Origin of the sequence: Providencia sp. JUb39 (assembly GCF_012272845.1) — a bacterium.
In the GTDB taxonomy this organism is placed as follows: domain Bacteria; phylum Pseudomonadota; class Gammaproteobacteria; order Enterobacterales; family Enterobacteriaceae; genus Providencia; species Providencia lanzhouensis.
In genome coordinates, this window is sequence record NZ_JAAWXD020000001.1 from 2,251,311 (window position 1) to 2,269,866 (window position 18,556).

An 18,556-nucleotide genomic window follows, 5' to 3' on the forward strand; every position below is an offset into this window, starting at 1 on the left:
AAAGTGATCGTCGAAGACTGCGAACGAAGTGAGCACAACAACCGCTTTCTCTCGCGGGTCTTAGAAGGCGGAGATGAGCGCTTCGCGCGCGGCTTCGCCGTATTCTTTTGTGAGTTTTTCTTTGAACGAAGTGAGAAGAAAACGAACTAAAACGAGACGTTAGTCGAGTTTTCATATTCTATATTCTGTGAAGGGGAATTCATTTGTAAATCATTGCCTTACATGAACGCAGTGTAGGGTTAGTGTAGGTCTCAGTGAATCATAGTGTAGGTCTAGTGTAGGTTTGACCCCATCCGTAGTGTAGGTTTTTAGGGTATTGTGTAGGTTTTTCGGGTATAGTGTAGGTTTGTAGTGTAGGTTGAATCTTGGGATTTCCTGCCAATCGCATAAATGGTAAATACAACCAACATTTAGTGGTTCATGCCAACAATTGGTAAAATTCACCAACATTTTTGGGTGGTAAAAACCAGCCACTTCCCTCTTAACCCATTGAAAATGTTATCATTTTTTAAAGGCAAAAAAGTTGGCGCGGTTATTGCTTTATAATAAGAGCAAAACCCAAATACCACACACCTTAACGAAAAGCAAGAATTATTATTAAAATAATTTCACTTTCAAAAATCGAAACCATAAATACTAGTGTAATTTGAGTTGGGACTCGATAAAAGAGAAAAACTCAAACAGTATAAAATTCTAAAAAATTCGATTTTTAATTTTTCAAATAGGGGTGCAGGGGTCCATGTGATTGAATAATAACCAGATAAAATTCTTGTAATTCCCACCTGAAACCACAAATCACAGAATTTTATAAATATGGATATTAGAGCGATTCGCTCTTTTTTATTAATTCTTAAACCTTAAAAAGGAGGATTAAAATGGCTAAACCAGTTCGCTTTACTAGAGAAGTTTTACTACCAATCGCGAAAAAATATTTTGAAGCCATGCAAGGCGATAAATTGAATGTTTTAAAGGAAGAAGGAATTGACCCTTCCGACTTTAGAAAACTTTTAAAACGGTATGACATCAAAGTCGAATTAACAGCGCGAGTTTGGTAATAACCGATGAATGAGAATTTTATTATGACTTTAAAAATAAAAAAGCCCCCTTGCGGCAACAAGGAGGCTTTATGACATAACAGAATATGAAGATAACTTACAGGAGTATTTATATGAAAACTAAACGCATCACTTTCAACATTTTCGAAAAAGTTAACGTCGAAAAAGCTAACGGCAAATTAAACGTATCTGTAATGGAAGGTAAAGCAAACAAACACGATAAGTCTTTTGATATCACCGTTGGTGAGACTATGACAGACTTACGCAAAAACGCTTCTATTAAAGATGGTTCTGAATGGCAGATCACTAGCCGTTTCGAAAAGCGTCACGTTAAACCTACACTTGTTTCTGGCGAATCTGTTTATTGCTACATTCGCGCAGTTAAAGAATCAGAAGTTTACTATCTCTGTGTAATTAAAAGTTTTTCTGGTTTACGTGCTGTGATGCACCATAAAAGCAAACGCAATGAATATGGTGTTGCGATTGCTGATGTTGCTAAACGCTTCCGCACTACTGAAACCGAATGCTCTGTGAAAGCTATCTCTGGTCAAGTTCCCACTAAAAATGGCGGTAGCTTCCACAATGAAGCGACTCAAATCACTGCTTCTTTCTTCTGCAAAAAAGAAGTTAAAGAAGTTGCTCCGGTAATTGAGTTCGTAGAAGAAGTTAAAGAAGTTGAAGCAGTAAGTGAAATCGATGCACTGAAAGCAGAAATCGAAGCGTTGAAAGCTGAAAATGCTCGTTTAGTTGAAGAGAACAAAGCGTTAAAAGCTAATGCTAAAGTTGAAGTAGTTAAAGAAGAAATCGTTTCTGTCAAAGAAATGTCAAAAGTTGAAAAATTAGAATTAGCTAAAGCAAACCTCAAGCTTGTTTCATTTGAAGAAGAAAAAGAAGAAGTGAAACCAGTAAATGCTATTCCACAATACATCAAAGAAATCTTACTTGATAACCCATCAGTTGAAGTATGGAATAAACACGTTTGCCACAAATACACATTAGCACCAATCACAATGCAAGATATCTTCAAGATCCATTCTAATGATATGGACTCATGGTTAGTATTAAAAGCAGCTTAATTTAAGGTGTGATAATCATGAATGCCGAAAATAAAAAAGGGACTCCCGATTAAGAGAGTCCCAATTGGTTTTAAGGTTAAACAACACAGATTATATAAACAAGGAGAACTTAATAATGATAACGATAACGAAAGCCTAACCAGTTTGAAAAAATACCGCCCAGTTGCGGGCGGGAGAGGACAATTTCTAAGAGCAAGTTATTTTTATTATTTAAATCTCACTCCCATTGACTATGAAAAAGTTGAATCAAACATGGCGTTTGTTCGGGAATCCTCTAAGAAAGACTCCCTGACAAACTCCATACTATTATTTAGATTTAGATTTTAGACAGTCATATAAACAAGTCATTAATGCGATGATAAATACCGCAACTATAGAGTTACCGATAAATGGCAAGCAATCAAATAAAACTAAGCCAAGTAGACACACAACGAAACTAACTAATTCGGCTAATACACAAATAATTAAAAAGAATGTAACCGCACCAATAAAGCACTGACTAAATTTCGTTTCATTATCTTTTTTCATCAGGAATAACGTACTAACTAAAGACGCTAAAGCAATGAAAAGAATATAACCGATAAAAATAGATGTTAGTTCCATAGGTATTTCCTCATTTAAAAATTAAAAATGAAGCGGAGGATGTTCTCCCCCGTAAGAGCTAATTATTAAGCTCTCTAATTCACTAGTATTTATATACACAAGATTGGTATTGACTATCAGATTTGAAAAAACTTGGTACTATGCTGTATGTGAAATAATTACAACAAAAACCCAAGAATTTTTTGCGTAATTATGAGTATAATTGAATAAACCACTGTGAAAATGCCACTTACAGCTAGTATTCTTGGTGAGCAAATAAAGTTGTTACAAAAAGGAACAAAATGGTTAATTCTCCAGTACTTGAGCTTCAAGCTTTAGCAAAAAATCGTAATAGCGATATTGTTGAGGTACTTTTAACAGCTAAAATGATAGCGGTTAAACTAGGTTTGAAGGAACTTAGCAAATGGATGGAATACGAAATCGATGGATACACTGATGGTATTGATGTTCCCGAATATCGAGCTGGTCAAGGAATAATCCGTTATCACGACCCCTATCACGGCTGGCAAAACTTGAAATTTGCTAATGCGTCCGCAGAATTCATTCAAACTATACAAGAATACTCCATAACAGAATCAATTTCATCTATGCAAGGTCAGTATCAAGAAGATGGAATGTTGAGATTACCTATACCTCCACACTTAATTGAAATCTTATTTGGAGGTCAACAAGCACCATCAGAAATGAGCTGGTTTTTTAGTGTTAATAAACTCAAACAAATCGTGACCACCGTCAGAAATAAAATAATCAATTGGTCTTTAGAGCTTGAATCTAAAGGAATTTTAGGAGAAGGTTTACTCTTCACACAAAATGAAAAAGATGCAGCGCCAATGACAGTAAATAATACCAATATTTTTAATGCCGCGGTAAATAATGCAGGAGCTATAGGTGCTGGCAATACCGGCGACATTTATCAAAAAAATAATATAACTACTGGGGACATGTCCTCTTTAGCTGAAGATCTCAAAAAACATGGTATTAACGATGATGATATTGATGAACTCAAGCAACTTTTGATGAAATCGCCCACAATATCGTCAAAAGTAGAAGTAGAGAAAGGATTCGGAGAATGGATCGGTAAAATTACAGGAAAAGCTTTTAGTGGTGCGCTTAATATTACAGGAGCGGCTGCACCTGTCATTCTTACTAATGCACTTTGTGATTTTTTTAATATTCCCGTCTAGCTCGCTAATGACCTAGGTCGCTATGGTTAACCTTACTTAATTTTAGATTTTTATGATCCCATAGCGTCCTTCACTTCAAGTATTAACTTTCTTATTTATAAGAGGTCAATCTCTTCCTCTAATTCATATTACTTTCTTTTCTGTTTTCCCCTCTTCATCTTCTGAATATTCATCATATTCTTCGAATTTACTTGAAAGCATAATATCGCCTATTTCGTTTAAACGTTTTTCGATAATCTCAAAGAGTTTTTCTTTAATCGCTTTTTGGTCGGTTGCTGCCTCTAATATTTCGAGACTATCGATAGTGGCAATTTGAAGCATTGTTTGCTTTACAGAAGCGCAAAATCCAGATAATGCAGTTTCGGCATAAGACACTGGAATCAGACCACCCATTTCAATTCTATTCTTCATTTCGATTCCAGCTACTTCTGCCCTCACCTTTTTCAGCTTCTCTTGTTGGATTTGTTGCTGAACGTCGACTTCTCTTAAAGGGTTTAGAATATTCTCTAGGACCCATGTAATGGCTTTTTGTTTCGGTGCTCTGCGCGTGTTATAGTTAAAGGGCATTCCTCGCTCTTGCCATTTCTTCACCGCTTGATATGAATAGCCATACATTTTCGATAATTCTGTGAGTGTTATTTCTTCGGTCATATATCCCCCAAATTAAAAAAATATGCGTAATGGTATTTATAAAAATTTCGCAAATATAAAGCGTTTTGGGAGGGATATTTATAAGCAGTGGAATCAGTCGTACCAATGGCTGATAATCGATTGTAGAGCGTTTTAGGGTGGCGGTCTGGCGGTGAACTAACCCGTTTTAAAAAATTCACGCGTGATTAAAAGAATGCGGGCTTCGAAACACCGCCCTGTTCTAAAAATTTCCACAGTACCTTAAGGATAAAATCAACTAATTACAATATTCATTAATCAATGATGATATTGCCGACGATATCGCTGAATGTCTAAACAATAATTAATTATCCTCGTTATTCCTTTCTTTGCCTCGCCTAGTGCGGGGCTTTTTTATGGGCGACTGATAACCGTTTTAGCTATTTGTGCCATTTGGATATTGATGGGTATTGACTCTTAGGGTTGCCAGGGTGAGTAATAATTTGCACTTTTCCGCTACGAATAGTAGCAATCATCGCTTCTGTATTGTCTTCTAGACTTTGTGGTTCTAAAACTGGCTCATGGAATCCTGCTAGAATAATATCTAGATGACGAGCAATCTTTTCATTGCAGTCTGTCTCACCCTGCTTATTTTTAATGTTTGCTTCAATTCCATATAACAAACCAACACCATTAACAATGCGCGGCAATATTGGCATATTGCCAAAATGCCATTCATGTGGGGCATCTTGCATTTCAGGGCCATGATCGGTAATGGCAAATAGTTTCATTCCTCGAGCGGCAGCTTCCGCAAAGTATTCATTAACAGTGCTAAATGCATGGGTGCTGGCAATGGTGTGCGCATGTAAATCAACTTGATACATAAAATATCCTTCTAATTCTTCTATTTGCCTTCTGACATTATTCAGATTGAAAAGGTTATCCCAAGCTAACATATCGCCACCAAGGATTCGATAACAATTCTGTTAAACCGCACTAATCGGATCTCTATTGTAAATTGCAGTTTATCTGACTCCTATTTAGCCAATAAAAAAGCCCGCTTCATTCGTGCGGGCTTTTATTCACTAAATATGGTTTAGTTAACCAAAATACGCTTATTGGTTGCACCCCATAATATGGACATTTCAGTAAACAGCGCGCCGCTAATATCTTCAACCTCTTCAGCGGTTATTTCCCCTTTTCCTTGTTTACCAAAAAAGACAACCTCATCTCCTGGTTGTACATTTTTAATATCAGTAACATCGACCATCACAGTATTCATGGATGTTTTTCCAAGAACAGGTGCGCGTTGCCCGTTGATTAAAACATGCCCAGCATTACTGAATACCCGACGGTAGCCATCCGCATAACCGACAGGAATATTTGCTAATACAGAATCACGCTTCAGCGTATAAGTTCTGTCATAACCGACGGTATTTCCTTTCGGATAGTGATTCACCGCCGCAATATTCGATTTAAACGTCATCACGCGTTTGTAGTCTTTAGTGGCAACCGTATCACCATAAAAAATACCACCAACACGCACCATATCCAACCACGATTCTGGCACGGTCAATGTTGCATAAGTATTCGCAACATGCAGAGTAACATCTTCGCGTTTCAATCCTGTCACATTCAGAACTTCTTGAGACTCTTTTTTGAATTTAGCCAGATCTTTTCGGATTTGTGCTTCATCCTCTTCAGGATAGTGAGACATAATCCCGACGATTTTTAAATTAGGTAACTGCGAGATTAGCTTAGCTTGTTGCAATCCTTCAGCATTACTGACTTCCAAGCCATTTCGTGACATTCCTGCCGAGTTCAATGCAAGATGAATCGGAATAACTTTACCCTGTTTCGCCGCTACCGCATTTAAGCGCTGCGCCATTTCCAAGTTACCAATCAACTCTTCTACATTAAATTCAGTAGCTTGAGCCATCTCTTTTTCCGTGGCGTTACGCACACGCATTAAACGTCCTTTGAAACCTAAATCACGAACTTGCTTCAATTCTGTATTGCTAGTTAGCCCAATGCACTGAACATTATTTTCAATCATTACTGGGGTAACTAACGTCAGGTCATGCCCATATGCATCCCCTTTTAAAACAGCACACATTCCCGCTTTATCACCCAATAATGCTTGTACTTTCTTGATATTGTAATCCAATGCACTGTGAGAAATTTCTATCCACGCATTGTTAACTAGCACAGGTTGAATTTGTGCAGATGGAGTTTCTATGATGTTGGTTTTCGCAGGTTGCTGACATGCAGTCGCCACCAGCAGAGGAAGAAGAGCAAGATATTTCAGACGAAATGCCACGTTATTATCCTTAGCCATGGAACAGTGAGTTTCCCCTCACCTTTATTATTATGATTACGGGGAGTGAACATATACTTTCGATGTATATAGGCTACTGATAATAACAATATGAATTAATTGAACAAGCAACAATTGCTGAAATTTGAATAAAAAATCACTTTAAGTGAATTTAAAGCAGAACGTTCACCCTAAAATTCCTTTTCTCTCATCTTGTTTACCGCAATACAAGTACCTCTAAACTACCTCAATAATGTTTTTTACGAGGCTGCTCTCATAATCATTTTTTCTGCTTTAAATTACCTTGTTCGGGGTATGTTTTTCTTTTTAGATAATATTATTCTGGGTGCGTTTGTGTTTGGGGGCTTGTATTTTAGCCTTGTTGGCTGTTCCGTTACCTCGTTTTTAACGCACGTTATTTTAACTAATAAGGGAAACTATGAATTGGATAATTCAAAAGATAATGAATCCTCTTACAGGAGGAGTTGGCTCAGCCCTAGCACTCAATGGTGCTATATCGCTTATCGTTCCATCACTGATCTTAACAACCACTAATATTTATATTCTAGCGGCTATACTCAGCGCTATTTTCATCTATATCTCGATAAAATATGATTGAGTTTTTCCATCCACAAACAACACAAGCACTCAGCATATTTTACTTTACGCTTATTCTTGCTTACTTAGTTATTCACCTTATTTGGGAGCATTTTGATAAGTTTGCCGAAGATTTTTCGTTAATTCGTTTACCTCAAAAGGTGGCAGTTATCTATACCGCCGCCACCTTTGCGAGTAATTTATTTTTAATCGTGATTATGTTTAACCTAGATAACCCACTCAAAAATGATAGCGTCATGATTTTGCCGTTAAGCCTTGCAGGGCTAACTGGCCTATGCTATTCGTTAGGGGCTATTGTTCCGAGGAAGAAAACAAATCATATTTAAAGTTCACTAATATGGACTTTAAATCATCTTTATACTGGCTGTGTCCCTAATTAAGGACGCTATGAATAAGAATGGAGTTCAATGAGTCTACGTTGGAAAAATTAAGGAAATGACAAGGTAAAAAGCAGCAACTAATCTCAATGCAATACATTAGCAACAAAGGTGAAGAGCTAGAATGGTAATTCAATTAATGAAAAAACAAAAAGGCACCAGTAACTAACTGATGCCTTTGAATTTATCGACAACTAAACATTGTTATCAACAATAACTCTATTATTCCCACTCAATTGTTTACATGACCCATAACCAATTGATTTATATAAAACAGAATTAACCTAGTGGGTTATGATACCGTCACCGATACCGTCAAAGTAAAAAGTGAACAATATTTGTACAATAATCTATCGATACGATTCGAGTAATTTTTCTTTTGCTGCTAGGTCGGTAATACATAAATTAAGGACCCTTGTGTTTTCATCGGCACGATTAGACTCACGCCCATAGACTTCAAGTGTGCTTCGTAATTGTCTAGAAAGTTCACTGGCCTTTGCTCTCTCAGTTCGGCAGGTATCGGAGTTATCGGCACTATCAGTTTTTGTTTCCGTGGCACTGGCTTCGTACTGCATCCCATCAAAGTGATTAAGAACACGCTCAAGCAGAGCGTCTGTGCGCATCGTAGCACGTTCTTTTTGTTCATTGTATATCACCACCCTATTTTGTTGTTCTTCATCAGCCTGCTTGCGCTGGTCGAGGTTAAACGCTAGGTCTTTCTCATCTTCCTGTTTCCCTGCAATCTGTTTTGTCATTTGCTGGTTATCAGAAAAAATGCCGCTAGTCATAAAACCAGCGGCAAATGAGATAGCCAGCGCAATTAATGCAATGGCTATTCTTTTCATTAGCGAACTCCGTTATGTTCCAAGCTAAAGTGATTACCGTCAGGGCGGGTTTTAAATCGGCCTCCCCAGCTTCCACCTAACGACTCCCAATATTCGCCAAGCTCTTTGTAATCGCTGGTGGCAGTTAAATATTTACCATCTTTAAATAGGTTGAAATCAATTGCTAGGCGCTGAGTATGCAAGCTGTTTGAAATGCCAGATCCATTAGCTGCATTTAGTTTTGCCTGAGTTTCCGTTCTAAATGCCTCTCCAAACGTCAATTGATAGCCTTTATCCTGAGCAAAAATAATCAACTTAGCCACCATTCCAGTAAATCTATTTTGTTTATCCACCATAGACATTAGGATCACCCCACTTTTTTAAGTAATTGCATAACATTGCCACGCTTAGCAAATAACGCAGCACAAAGGAAAGAGTTTGGAATAAGGTTTTGAATACCAACCTGATAGGTTGGATCTAGATAGGAAAATACCGGTACCGAAATTGAGTAGCCTAAAAATACCCATGCTAGCCAGCCACCTAATCGGCTATAGCCTTTATCTCCTCGGACGAAATAAAGACCTCTAAAGAACATGATTAAGCAGATTAGCGCATTGATAATAAGTAGTGATTTATCGTATGTCATGGCTGTTACCTCCTTTCGGAATATCAGCTTTCTTATACAATTTAATACTGAGTTTTACAGAGAGAAGAGAAGCAACGAACGCCCCCATAGCATCAAGGCTATCAACGTTATAAGCATCAGGCTTAACGCCAATTAACCCTGTCATGGAAACAAAGATAGTAGCGAATGGACTGAACAGTAGAAGACCTGCAGCAAAGCTGAGCATGGCAAATATTGAACGGATTGCTAAGGGAAATTCTGTTGCAGCTGTAGTGAAGTAAATAGCACCAAGAATAGCCCCCATAACAACCTCTGGTGGCAATCCTGAAAAGTAACTAACAAATGATGCAAGGCTTAATCCTGTAACCGCTGTAGTGTTTTCATGCATGTGTAGCACCATGGTTGAGAAATAACCACATATTACACGAAAAGATAAACAAACACACCTGTATGGTTTTTTTGATAATCAAAAGGTTGTAACAACAATAGTCTTATGAAGACAATTACGTTAACTATTTATATATATTAGAAATTGAGTGGTATAATTATATAAAATCGCACGCTTGTATTGTATGTATATACAGCAATTCACTGAAATACATACATTACTAGAAATAATATATTTAAAATTTAATGGTAAGATTTCATAAATGCTTAAATTTAGAAAAGATATTAATGGACTAAGAGCGCTAGCTGTCATATCTGTTGTTTTATATCATTTCAATATTCCACTATTTTCAGGTGGATTTGCAGGTGTTGATATATTTTTTGTGATATCTGGGTATTTAATGACCGGAATAATCTTTTCGAGATTAAACTCTAATGAATTTTCACTGCTCGGATTCTATCTAGACCGTGCAAGAAGGATAATACCTGCATTATCATTTACATGCTTAACTGTGTTCGTGTTTTGTTGGTTTTTTCTCACACCAACTGATTTTGAAACATTGGGCAAGCATATATACTCTAGCTTATTATTTTTCTCTAATGTAATTTATTTTAAAGAAGTTAATTATTTCGACATCGATGCAACACAAAAATGGTTACTACATACATGGTCATTATCAGTAGAGTGGCAATTTTATATAATATTCCCATTGCTTCTATCTTTAATATTTAAGATAAACCGCTGTTTAGCAAAACCAGTAATAATAGCACTATTTATAGTAAGCTTTTTATGGTCTGTATACCTAACAATCAATGGATTAAGATCTGAAGCATTCTACCTTTTACCATCTAGAGCATGGGAAATGCTACTTGGTGGGATAGTTTATCTAACTCCTATTGATTATAAAAATAAGTGGAAGATATCGCTTCACTATACTTCTATGATCGTGATGTTAATTTGCATATTTACTCTAAACAAATTTGATTTATGGCCTGGTTATTTGGCGGCAATACCCGTCTTATCCGCAGCTTTGTTAATTAGCTCATCGCATGATTCATTTATTTTTAGAAATTATATATCTCAGTTTATAGGTAAAATTTCATATTCAGTTTATCTATGTCATTGGCCAATAGTTGTCGCGCTAGGATACTTTGGTTTAAATGGTTATTCATACGTTGTTCTTGGTATAGCATTATCTTTTTTTATTGGAACAATATCATTTTATATGATAGAAAATCCAACACGAAAATTTATAAGATCTACAGCAAAAACCTGGTATAAAGAAATTACAATTATTATTTTAATAATTTCAATTCCGTTATCGCTATCTGTTTATGCGAACAAAAATGGCGGTTTTCCATCTAGGTTTCCGTATGCGCTGCTTACCTCAAAAGAAATATCCAATGAGCGAGCAAGATACTGGGTTGACGGAGATAAAGAAAACCCTGTACCAAAGACCGGTGATAAAAAAATAGTAATCATTGGTAATTCTCACGGAATAGATTTAACATATGCTTTAACAAATAATGGAATGAAAGGTGATATAACATACATTAGAACAACATCATACTGTTCTAATTTTGGGTATACACCAAATCGTGGTGAATATAAAGAACAGTGCAATAAGGCTTACGACAATGCAATAAAAAATAATTCATTGAAAGATGCAGATGTGGTATTTTTACATGATGACTGGGCTATTGAGGATATATCTGGCTTTAAAAAATCAATAAATAACTATCGCTCAAAGACTAATGCAAAAATATATATAGTTGGCCCAAAGATGACATATACAATAAACGCGCTGGATGTGGTATCAAGAGCCATGAAAAATAAATCAACTACAGCATCAATGATTAATGATTTTTCATCAAGATATTATTCCGCAAATAAAATAAAAACAAATTCAGATTTAGAGAGTTTGATGAAAAATGAAGATTATATCAATAATGATATCTTTTATATATCAGCATTGGACATTCAATGCGGTAAGAAATTAAAATGCGAATTAATAAGTGCAAGAGACAAATCATTTAACTATTTTGATGCTGGTCACTTCACATTAAATGGATCAATAAACTTTGGATCAAAGTTAAAGGAATCACACCCAGAGCTATTTAATTAAAAAAATGATAAAGCCGAGTGTTTATTGACTCGGCTTTATAAAAAACACATTAATTAAATTTATGACAATATAAAGTTTACCGTGTCATTTACTTTCAATTTACCACGAACATCCCCACTTAATTTAATATTGAATATCGCTCCTGCGTAATCACCTCTTTCAGCGATAGAGTCTTCAATGACAGTAAAGTTATTATTTGAAGTATAACCTATGGCACCAGCCCTTATCATTGAGTTATCATTAACATTAGCTTTTATAATTGTATTTTCTCCTGATAGACCTGTTATCTCCATAACCAAAGCCCTGCACATCCTAAGAACAATTGATCTAGAATAATTATTATAAAATAAACTCTGAGGGTTGTTAATAACCAAATTTTCAATTAGTATCAATGGTTGCTCAATAATATAATTTGCTAGTTGCCTAGATTTTACACTCTTGAATATTGCTCTAGACATATCATGATAAATATAAGTGAATACACCATTTTCATCTTTATTTGTGTATTTAATATATGAATCTGTAGCTGATATTGACCTATCAATAAAACAACACCCACCAACTGCTTGCAGACCCAGCCCTGATCCCCTAGAACTTCCACCCCATCCCTGTGACTTCATTAAATAACCGTCAGTATAATATGTCCCACCAATGAATCTAACCCCACCATAACATGCATAACTATCGTTATATATAAGACAGTCGATAGTTGACAAAGGGTCTATATCAACATTTAGATCTACAGTAACTGTTGATGTTATTTTTCTGTTTGCGACAAGCGACGAAATATTATAATGGGCAATATTGCTATTTTGCTTAACCAGACTTTTATCAACTTTCACACGGCCGGATAGTTTGGCATAACCCGTACCGAAAGACATTTTTAAAATCTGAACACCTGTTAACCCAACCACAGCATCAGTATTCTCAACAATACATTCAGCATGTAGATTCTCGCCCCAAGACAATCTTGATATGTAAGCACATTTACGGATATGTGATGATGCACTGTACAATTTAGAACCTGAGCCAGCACCAAACGCATACCCAAGCCCAGCGCCATTCACCGTGCTATCATACATATCACGGATTTTGGATGAGGTAATATGAATCACAACACCATCACCTTCAGCTAACCCCCCACCTTTACCGCACACGTCAGAAAGACCTACATTAGCACCATCTTCACGACGGTAAATGGGGAACGCAACCGCTTCCAAGTATCCGACCAACACATCGAAATAATCAACACCCAAGTCTTCTTTCAATCCCACCCAGTTATCTGCATTAAAAGCGGCATAGCCGTAGGAGGCCGAATTTGATTTAACCGTGTCCAATGCAACGCCTGTGCATGATGAGATGTAACAAGGGGAAGTTGACCCGCATAATAGCGTTGTTATATTCCCAGTTATCCCGTGACAGCGTCCGAAATAAGCGGCATGCCCCCCATTAGTTGCACTGTGCACTAAGCGCCTATCCTTGGTTTGTGCAAGCGCAGAATCCGCAGATCCATAGTTCTCACCTCGTCCTTCCGCAGTGAAATTATCAAAATGAAGGTCAACACAATTAATAAAACTTATGGTTGACGGGTAATATTTTTTAGTTTGAGAAACCTCTTGATTAGCTGCGTAGATAGTGCCGTTTCTCAGAGTGATATTTTTCTTATTAATCAGTGCAACGATGTTTGAATAGTCCAATGCGTCTGTTGTTGCTGGGTTTGCTGAAGACGCTTGAACACCGTCGACATTGGCGTAAACACGATAGGCTTCCCCACAAAAATCAACCGTTGCACCGTCATTGATGTCATCAAATAATGCACGCAGTTTTTCAGTATTATCGGCGGTTATGGAAGCATCTAACCCGTATTCTATACTGTAAATGACATTATTAGACATAGAAGATAAAAACTTATAAACCGTACTATTATTAAATCCAATAAAATTGGCACCATCAGAACCAGCGAGTTTATTTAACACATCCACGGCACTACCAGTGGTAGGAGCAACAACAATGGGCTTACCATCTTTATCAAACGTAAGCACATTACCAGCACGATCACTAGCTTTTGGTAACGCCACAATATCCATATCATCAACACGCAATAAACGCTTTTGGCGTTTTAATATCGTGCTGTTAATACCTTCAATCTCATCTTTCAACGTCCACAAATCAACTGCATCACTGTCACGCTTTGGCTTGCCAAGGTTAGCAATGCGATAGCCTTTAGCGTCGAACCAGTTAGCTAAAATATTTGGTCGCTTTAGGAATAGCGATCCAAGGCCTCCCCATATGCGTTGGATAATCATTGTCAGGTAATCAAATGCATCCTCGTGCGTTTCAGCAAGAAACTTACCTTGATTACGGAATGAGGTTTCTTGCGTGATAGGTATGTCACGGGCAATGCTAATTTTGTGCTTGTCTGCCAGTGGTCTAGGTAGAATTACCTTTCCACCAGCCGACTTGTTAGCGCCTGTTACTGTATAATCTGTACCTAAACGTAGCGTGACAACGTTATCACCATCTGCGTCTGATGTAGTGACACTCAAATCACTTGCCTTAAAAATCCTGAACTTATAATCAAAGTCGGTTGTTACACCGTTTCCTGTATATTCATTGCTGCTGATTTCAGTTGAAACAGTCATGGCTATTCTCCACTTGGTTGCGTTAGTGTATGATAGCCACTAAAATTCATTAACGGAATATTGTTTAATATTAAATATATAAAGATAAACAATAGTGATGTTTTTTCAGTTACTGTATAAGCTCCTTAAATCACATAGGTAGTTAATATGAAAGATGTAATTAATTTCCCAGCACCCGATAACTATGCAGAAAAAGTTAATACCGAAACTGGAATGAAGGAGTTGATTAGCAAGTCGAACGTAGAAGAACTACTAAGAAAACTGGATAGTAAAGGATGTGACGTGAGCGCGGCGCTCATTGAAATTACAGCAATGATGAATTACATAAATCTGAGTTTGAAGGTTAAAGAGAACATCAAGACGCATATTGAATACATCGCCAACGAGTTAAACAAGTAATCGCTTAAGAGTAAATCAAAGCACCTCCGCATAGGTGCTTTTTTGTTTATTTGTGCAAGTAATTATAAAACTCAGAGGATGATTCTTTATAATTCTTTCCAAACAATAATTGACATGAATAATCCAATTCTCTTTCTGATTTCTTTAGCTTCTCTCGTGTGTGAAAAAAATAAAAAATAAAACCTATTACGACAAACACGAATAAAACTGTTTCATCATGATGAAAAATGAACCCCATAATTGTTCCAATAATTGAAGCTACTAAAAATAACTTTGAAACATTGTGGCTTACATGATTAGAGTCACGATCGCTTACTAACTTCTTTAACTCCTCTTTTTTTGCCATTATTTTAATTGTTCCTCTACTTGATTCAGCAACGGTGATAAATAGAAAAGGTTCTGAAATGGTAACAGTTTCCTTACCGATCTGACTTCTCTATCATCAAACTCACCATTCATTACGCCTGCAGTAATATTTTGAATGTCACCGCCAAGATCAAATGTAGGGCCTAATAACGCCCCGATACCGTTACGACTTTGATAGCGTGATGCTGGTGGGCCACCAAACATGGCACTCATCCCGTACGAGCCACCACTGAGGTTTTCTAATAGGTTATTAGGCTCACCTAGCCAGCCCATCATTCCAGACCAGTCTAACCCTTCTTTCACAAGGTTAGCAGGTTCAGCATTTATTTCACGCCCTGCCATCATTGATTTTAATACATAAACCAATGAGCCTAATGAAATTTGTAACAATGCACCGTAGTAGAATGATGCATCTCCAGACTGAATACCAGAGACTAACGCTCTATTGTGGGTACCAAAGAAGAAAGTTTTAAACTGCATTACAATCTTACCTAATTCACTACTCATCATTAATGGTGTATCACCAATGCCGGGTGTAATTACAGTCGTTCTAACGTCTTTCAATACCGCCGCTTGGAAAGTTTCACGTACTACACGATCATCCCACAAATGACTATGACCGGTTAACATGCCGTCTAAATCTTCACCGTATTTTGAATATTGCTGAGCTATGCGCTCCAACATGTTTTTATCAACGCCAAGATGCGCCAGCTTTTTAATTTCTTTGCTGCTTAATGCATTACCAGCTGCAACCTCTTGCGCAGCTCTGAGTATCTTTGATTGCGTAACAACACCAGTCCACATCTTCATTGTGTCGGTGTATTGATTCATCAGTGTAAAATTACCAAACTTTTGTGATGACCACTCCAAACCACGTTCAAGAAAAGTTCTGCGAGCGTATGGATCGTTAAGGTCAGCAATAACTTTAGAGCGGCTAGATAATGCATATTCAAGCCCTATCCCCATTTCACGCAAATCAGCTTTGGCAATCTTCATTGCGCTAATGTCGGTTAACATTTTGCCTAATGGTTTTAATGCGCTACGCAAACCATGCTGCATGATCGGTCTGGCCATATCTGGCAATGATGAAATTGTCATACCACCAAGCAAGCGCAAAAAATTAACGTGACGAGCAATGCGGCCAGCCCTAACAAAGAAACTTGATGGATCTTTAGGTGCGCCATAGGTACCTAATAACCTATCACGCATGGCGCGAATATCGCGTAAATCAGCATCCCTTCTGGCTTCTAATTTGCCACGTTCTTTTGCAGTTTTAGCCTCTGAAATTAACGTATTGTAATCATTGGTAATGGCTTTAATTTGTGCATCCATATCAACACGCCCGAACTGTGCGGTTAACTCTATTTCTGGTGCAACTTGGCGAATATAATTTTCCATTACGTAGTTAACATCTGACTCTAAAAAGTCTTTAATACGCTCATCAGGAATATTTAACGTACGTGATTTAGTGAAACCTGCGCGCTTAGTTAATCCATCAGGGATCAGTTCACTTGGCACAATGCCAGATGGTGCGCCTATAATTTTATTAATGATATCATCCGCGGCAGCTTCAACCTCTTCACGCGCTAATGGTTCCATTCTACGCAATGCTGCATGACGGCGATTATCATAGCGAGTCAATGAATTTGCTTTACGGGTTAATTGGCGATATTCATTTCTAAACTGGCGCGGGTTGTCTAAAATGTCTAAAGAACGTTGATAGGAAGCCAGTTTATTTTCAGCCTCTTCAATACGCATAAGTTTACGTTCTAATTGCTCAAGTTTTTTAGTTGTTTTTTTTGTTTTGCGTATTTCAATTTCAGCTGAAACAGCTTCTTTTTCTGCAACTAATTTTCGGCTCTTTTCTATTTCATCCATTAAAAGCTGTTTTTTACCAGACCAGCGTTCAGCCTCTTTTATTTCAGCGTTCAACTTTTCTGCTTGTGGTGCGGATGCTCTAGCCTGTTCTATTCCTGAATCGGCTTTAGCTAGGCTAGATTCAGCTTTGTACACTGTGCGCTGATTCATTTCCTGTAACCAATCGGCAATGATGGTGCGGAATTCTGCTCGGTCATTCAGTATTTTGTCGAACTTATAAATACGAGGAAAATAGCTTTCTGCTGTTGATACAGTTACCCCCTCACGCAAGATACCAAGCTCAACCATGCGATCCTTAGTTTTCTCAACAATAGGACGCACGGCTCTTGCTGCTTCTGCGACTTCTGGTATTGCATGGCGATCACCATTACGCATAGCATCACCGACTTGCTCACTAAATTCATATAAGCTTAATCGACTTCCATCACGCTCTTTAGCCATTTTACGATAGGTTTTATAAAAGTCCTTGGTTGATTCAACTTGCTTATAAACAAGTGCTTCATATCCTCTTACCTTGGTTTCTACCGCTGTAAACGATGCAATACCATCTTCATTTTTTGCAAAGGTAAAATTGTTCTCTGCAAGTTGTTGGTTAATTTGCCGCGCTGTTTTTGATGGTGATTGAGCCACGCGCCCGACAGGGCTAACATTCATTGTTCTATTAATAAATGATGGACCTTTCAATGCTTCCTGTTCTAACGTGGTATCAGGAACTTCCATTGCACCTACACTGGTGTTATCAGGAATATTTTGTTGCACTGTCTGTTGTTCGCCTAACACATCGTTTTTAAACTTACTGACTATCTGCCCTCTGTTTTTAACCAACTGAGCCGCCGAACCAAGCATGCCACCTAACATAGCATCAAACGTTACGTTCAACGCGCTTTCTTCAAGTGTTCTCGTTTCTTGTGTAGCAGATAAAGCCAATTCAGAAGCAACGCCACCAAGCGCGTTAGATACGGCAAATTTACTTGCTGTTGCTAATACATCACCGCCACGCGCAATAGTGCCTGCAGGTACCATCATTGCTGCTACATTGATAGGATCAATAACCCCCATGGCTATGCTTGAAATTAATCCAGCTCCACCAGCATCTTGCAGTAATTGCCTATCTTGTATTTGCCTATTAATACGTTGTTTTATTGCTGATGTTTCCTCTGGTGATTTAGAGTGAATAAATGCATCTGCAAAATCCTCATAGCCGATTAATGTACGTTCATCATCGAATGGATTATAACCGTCTTGTTCTTCGAACTGATTAAAAGGCATGGTGGCGATTAAACTACCTACTGAGTTATCAATCCTAAATGCTGCATCGCGAAGCCTAGAAACCTCATTTTTATCACTGAAAGGGTTTGCAGCATCAAGAATACCAACATCATTTGATTCACCATATTGAGGTTCAGGTTGTTTAATTAAACCAATATCAGCGCCCATTACATCACTTGGGTTCATTTCATAAATAGGCAT

Annotated in this window: 16 protein-coding genes and 1 pseudogene; 6 read left to right on the forward strand and 11 right to left on the reverse strand. The window is 37.5% G+C overall.

The window, feature by feature from the left end:
- The first annotated feature begins 875 nt into the window (after positions 1-875).
- Together HFU86_RS10330 and HFU86_RS10335 are read left to right on the forward strand one after the other, a co-directional pair.
- The gene (locus HFU86_RS10330) at positions 876-1,055 is read left to right on the forward strand and encodes a hypothetical protein (protein ID WP_187129196.1); all 180 of its coding nucleotides are present in this window, start codon (positions 876-878) and stop codon (positions 1,053-1,055) included.
- 113 nt (positions 1,056-1,168) lie between these two features.
- Positions 1,169-2,131 (forward strand): hypothetical protein, encoded by a 963-nt coding sequence (locus HFU86_RS10335; RefSeq protein ID WP_187129197.1) that lies wholly within the window; start codon positions 1,169-1,171, stop codon positions 2,129-2,131.
- A gap of 306 nt (positions 2,132-2,437) precedes the next feature.
- Here HFU86_RS10335 and HFU86_RS10340 read toward each other — a convergent pair whose 3' ends face one another.
- Entirely contained in the window at positions 2,438-2,734 is a 297-nt protein-coding gene (locus HFU86_RS10340) for a hypothetical protein (protein ID WP_187129198.1), read from the reverse strand.
- A 281-nt stretch (positions 2,735-3,015) separates the two neighbouring features.
- Here HFU86_RS10340 and HFU86_RS10345 point away from each other — a divergent pair, with 281 nt between their 5' ends.
- Positions 3,016-3,918, forward strand: coding sequence for an AbiTii domain-containing protein (locus HFU86_RS10345; protein WP_187129199.1), 903 nt, complete (start codon positions 3,016-3,018; stop codon positions 3,916-3,918).
- Positions 3,919-4,041: 123 nt separating this feature from the next.
- On the opposite strand, the gene HFU86_RS10350 is transcribed toward HFU86_RS10345, so the two are convergent.
- From HFU86_RS10350 to alr, 3 genes and pseudogenes are all read right to left on the reverse strand, one after another.
- Entirely contained in the window at positions 4,042-4,569 is a 528-nt protein-coding gene (locus HFU86_RS10350; RefSeq protein ID WP_187129200.1) for a hypothetical protein, read from the reverse strand.
- Positions 4,570-4,991: 422 nt separating this feature from the next.
- Positions 4,992-5,411: pseudogene (locus HFU86_RS10355) on the reverse strand (PHP domain-containing protein); the annotation flags it as partial.
- A 212-nt stretch (positions 5,412-5,623) separates the two neighbouring features.
- Entirely contained in the window at positions 5,624-6,847 is a 1,224-nt protein-coding gene (gene alr, locus HFU86_RS10360; protein WP_187129842.1) for an alanine racemase, read from the reverse strand.
- Between the two features lie 608 nt (positions 6,848-7,455).
- Between alr and HFU86_RS10365 the strand changes: the two genes are divergently transcribed.
- On the forward strand, positions 7,456-7,788 hold the full coding sequence (locus HFU86_RS10365; protein ID WP_187129201.1) for a hypothetical protein: 333 nt from the start codon (positions 7,456-7,458) through the stop codon (positions 7,786-7,788).
- A gap of 401 nt (positions 7,789-8,189) precedes the next feature.
- Here the strand turns inward: HFU86_RS10365 and HFU86_RS10370 are convergent, their stop codons facing one another.
- From HFU86_RS10370 to HFU86_RS10385, 4 genes are read right to left on the reverse strand one after another with little or no spacing between them, the layout of a single operon-like run.
- A complete protein-coding gene (locus HFU86_RS10370; protein ID WP_187129202.1) occupies positions 8,190-8,684 on the reverse strand; it encodes a hypothetical protein in 495 nt (164 codons plus the stop codon).
- Entirely contained in the window at positions 8,684-9,025 is a 342-nt protein-coding gene (locus HFU86_RS10375) for a M15 family metallopeptidase (protein ID WP_036960053.1), read from the reverse strand. The genes HFU86_RS10370 and HFU86_RS10375 overlap by 1 nt, the downstream gene beginning before the upstream one ends.
- Before the next feature lie 5 nt (positions 9,026-9,030).
- On the reverse strand, positions 9,031-9,309 hold the full coding sequence (locus tag HFU86_RS10380) for a phage holin family protein (RefSeq protein WP_006658813.1): 279 nt from the start codon (positions 9,307-9,309) through the stop codon (positions 9,031-9,033).
- On the reverse strand, positions 9,296-9,676 hold the full coding sequence (locus HFU86_RS10385; protein WP_036953346.1) for a putative holin: 381 nt from the start codon (positions 9,674-9,676) through the stop codon (positions 9,296-9,298). The genes HFU86_RS10380 and HFU86_RS10385 overlap by 14 nt, the downstream gene beginning before the upstream one ends.
- A 262-nt stretch (positions 9,677-9,938) precedes the next feature.
- On the opposite strand from HFU86_RS10385, the gene HFU86_RS10390 reads away from it, so the two are divergent.
- Positions 9,939-11,801: an acyltransferase family protein gene (locus HFU86_RS10390; RefSeq protein WP_187129203.1), complete on the forward strand. Its 1,863-nt coding sequence runs from the start codon at positions 9,939-9,941 to the stop codon at positions 11,799-11,801.
- 59 nt (positions 11,802-11,860) lie between these two features.
- On the opposite strand, the gene HFU86_RS10395 is transcribed toward HFU86_RS10390, so the two are convergent.
- Positions 11,861-14,443, reverse strand: coding sequence for a hypothetical protein (locus HFU86_RS10395; protein ID WP_187129204.1), 2,583 nt, complete (start codon positions 14,441-14,443; stop codon positions 11,861-11,863).
- Between the two features lie 147 nt (positions 14,444-14,590).
- On the opposite strand from HFU86_RS10395, the gene HFU86_RS10400 reads away from it, so the two are divergent.
- Positions 14,591-14,842, forward strand: a complete 252-nt coding sequence (locus HFU86_RS10400; RefSeq protein WP_187129205.1) for a hypothetical protein — start codon at positions 14,591-14,593, stop codon at positions 14,840-14,842.
- A gap of 46 nt (positions 14,843-14,888) precedes the next feature.
- On the opposite strand, the gene HFU86_RS10405 is transcribed toward HFU86_RS10400, so the two are convergent.
- Entirely contained in the window at positions 14,889-15,188 is a 300-nt protein-coding gene (locus HFU86_RS10405) for a hypothetical protein (RefSeq protein ID WP_187129206.1), read from the reverse strand.
- The gene (locus HFU86_RS10410) at positions 15,188-18,556 is read right to left on the reverse strand and encodes a hypothetical protein (protein WP_187129207.1); all 3,369 of its coding nucleotides are present in this window, start codon (positions 18,554-18,556) and stop codon (positions 15,188-15,190) included. Before HFU86_RS10410 ends, HFU86_RS10405 begins: the two co-directional genes overlap by 1 nt.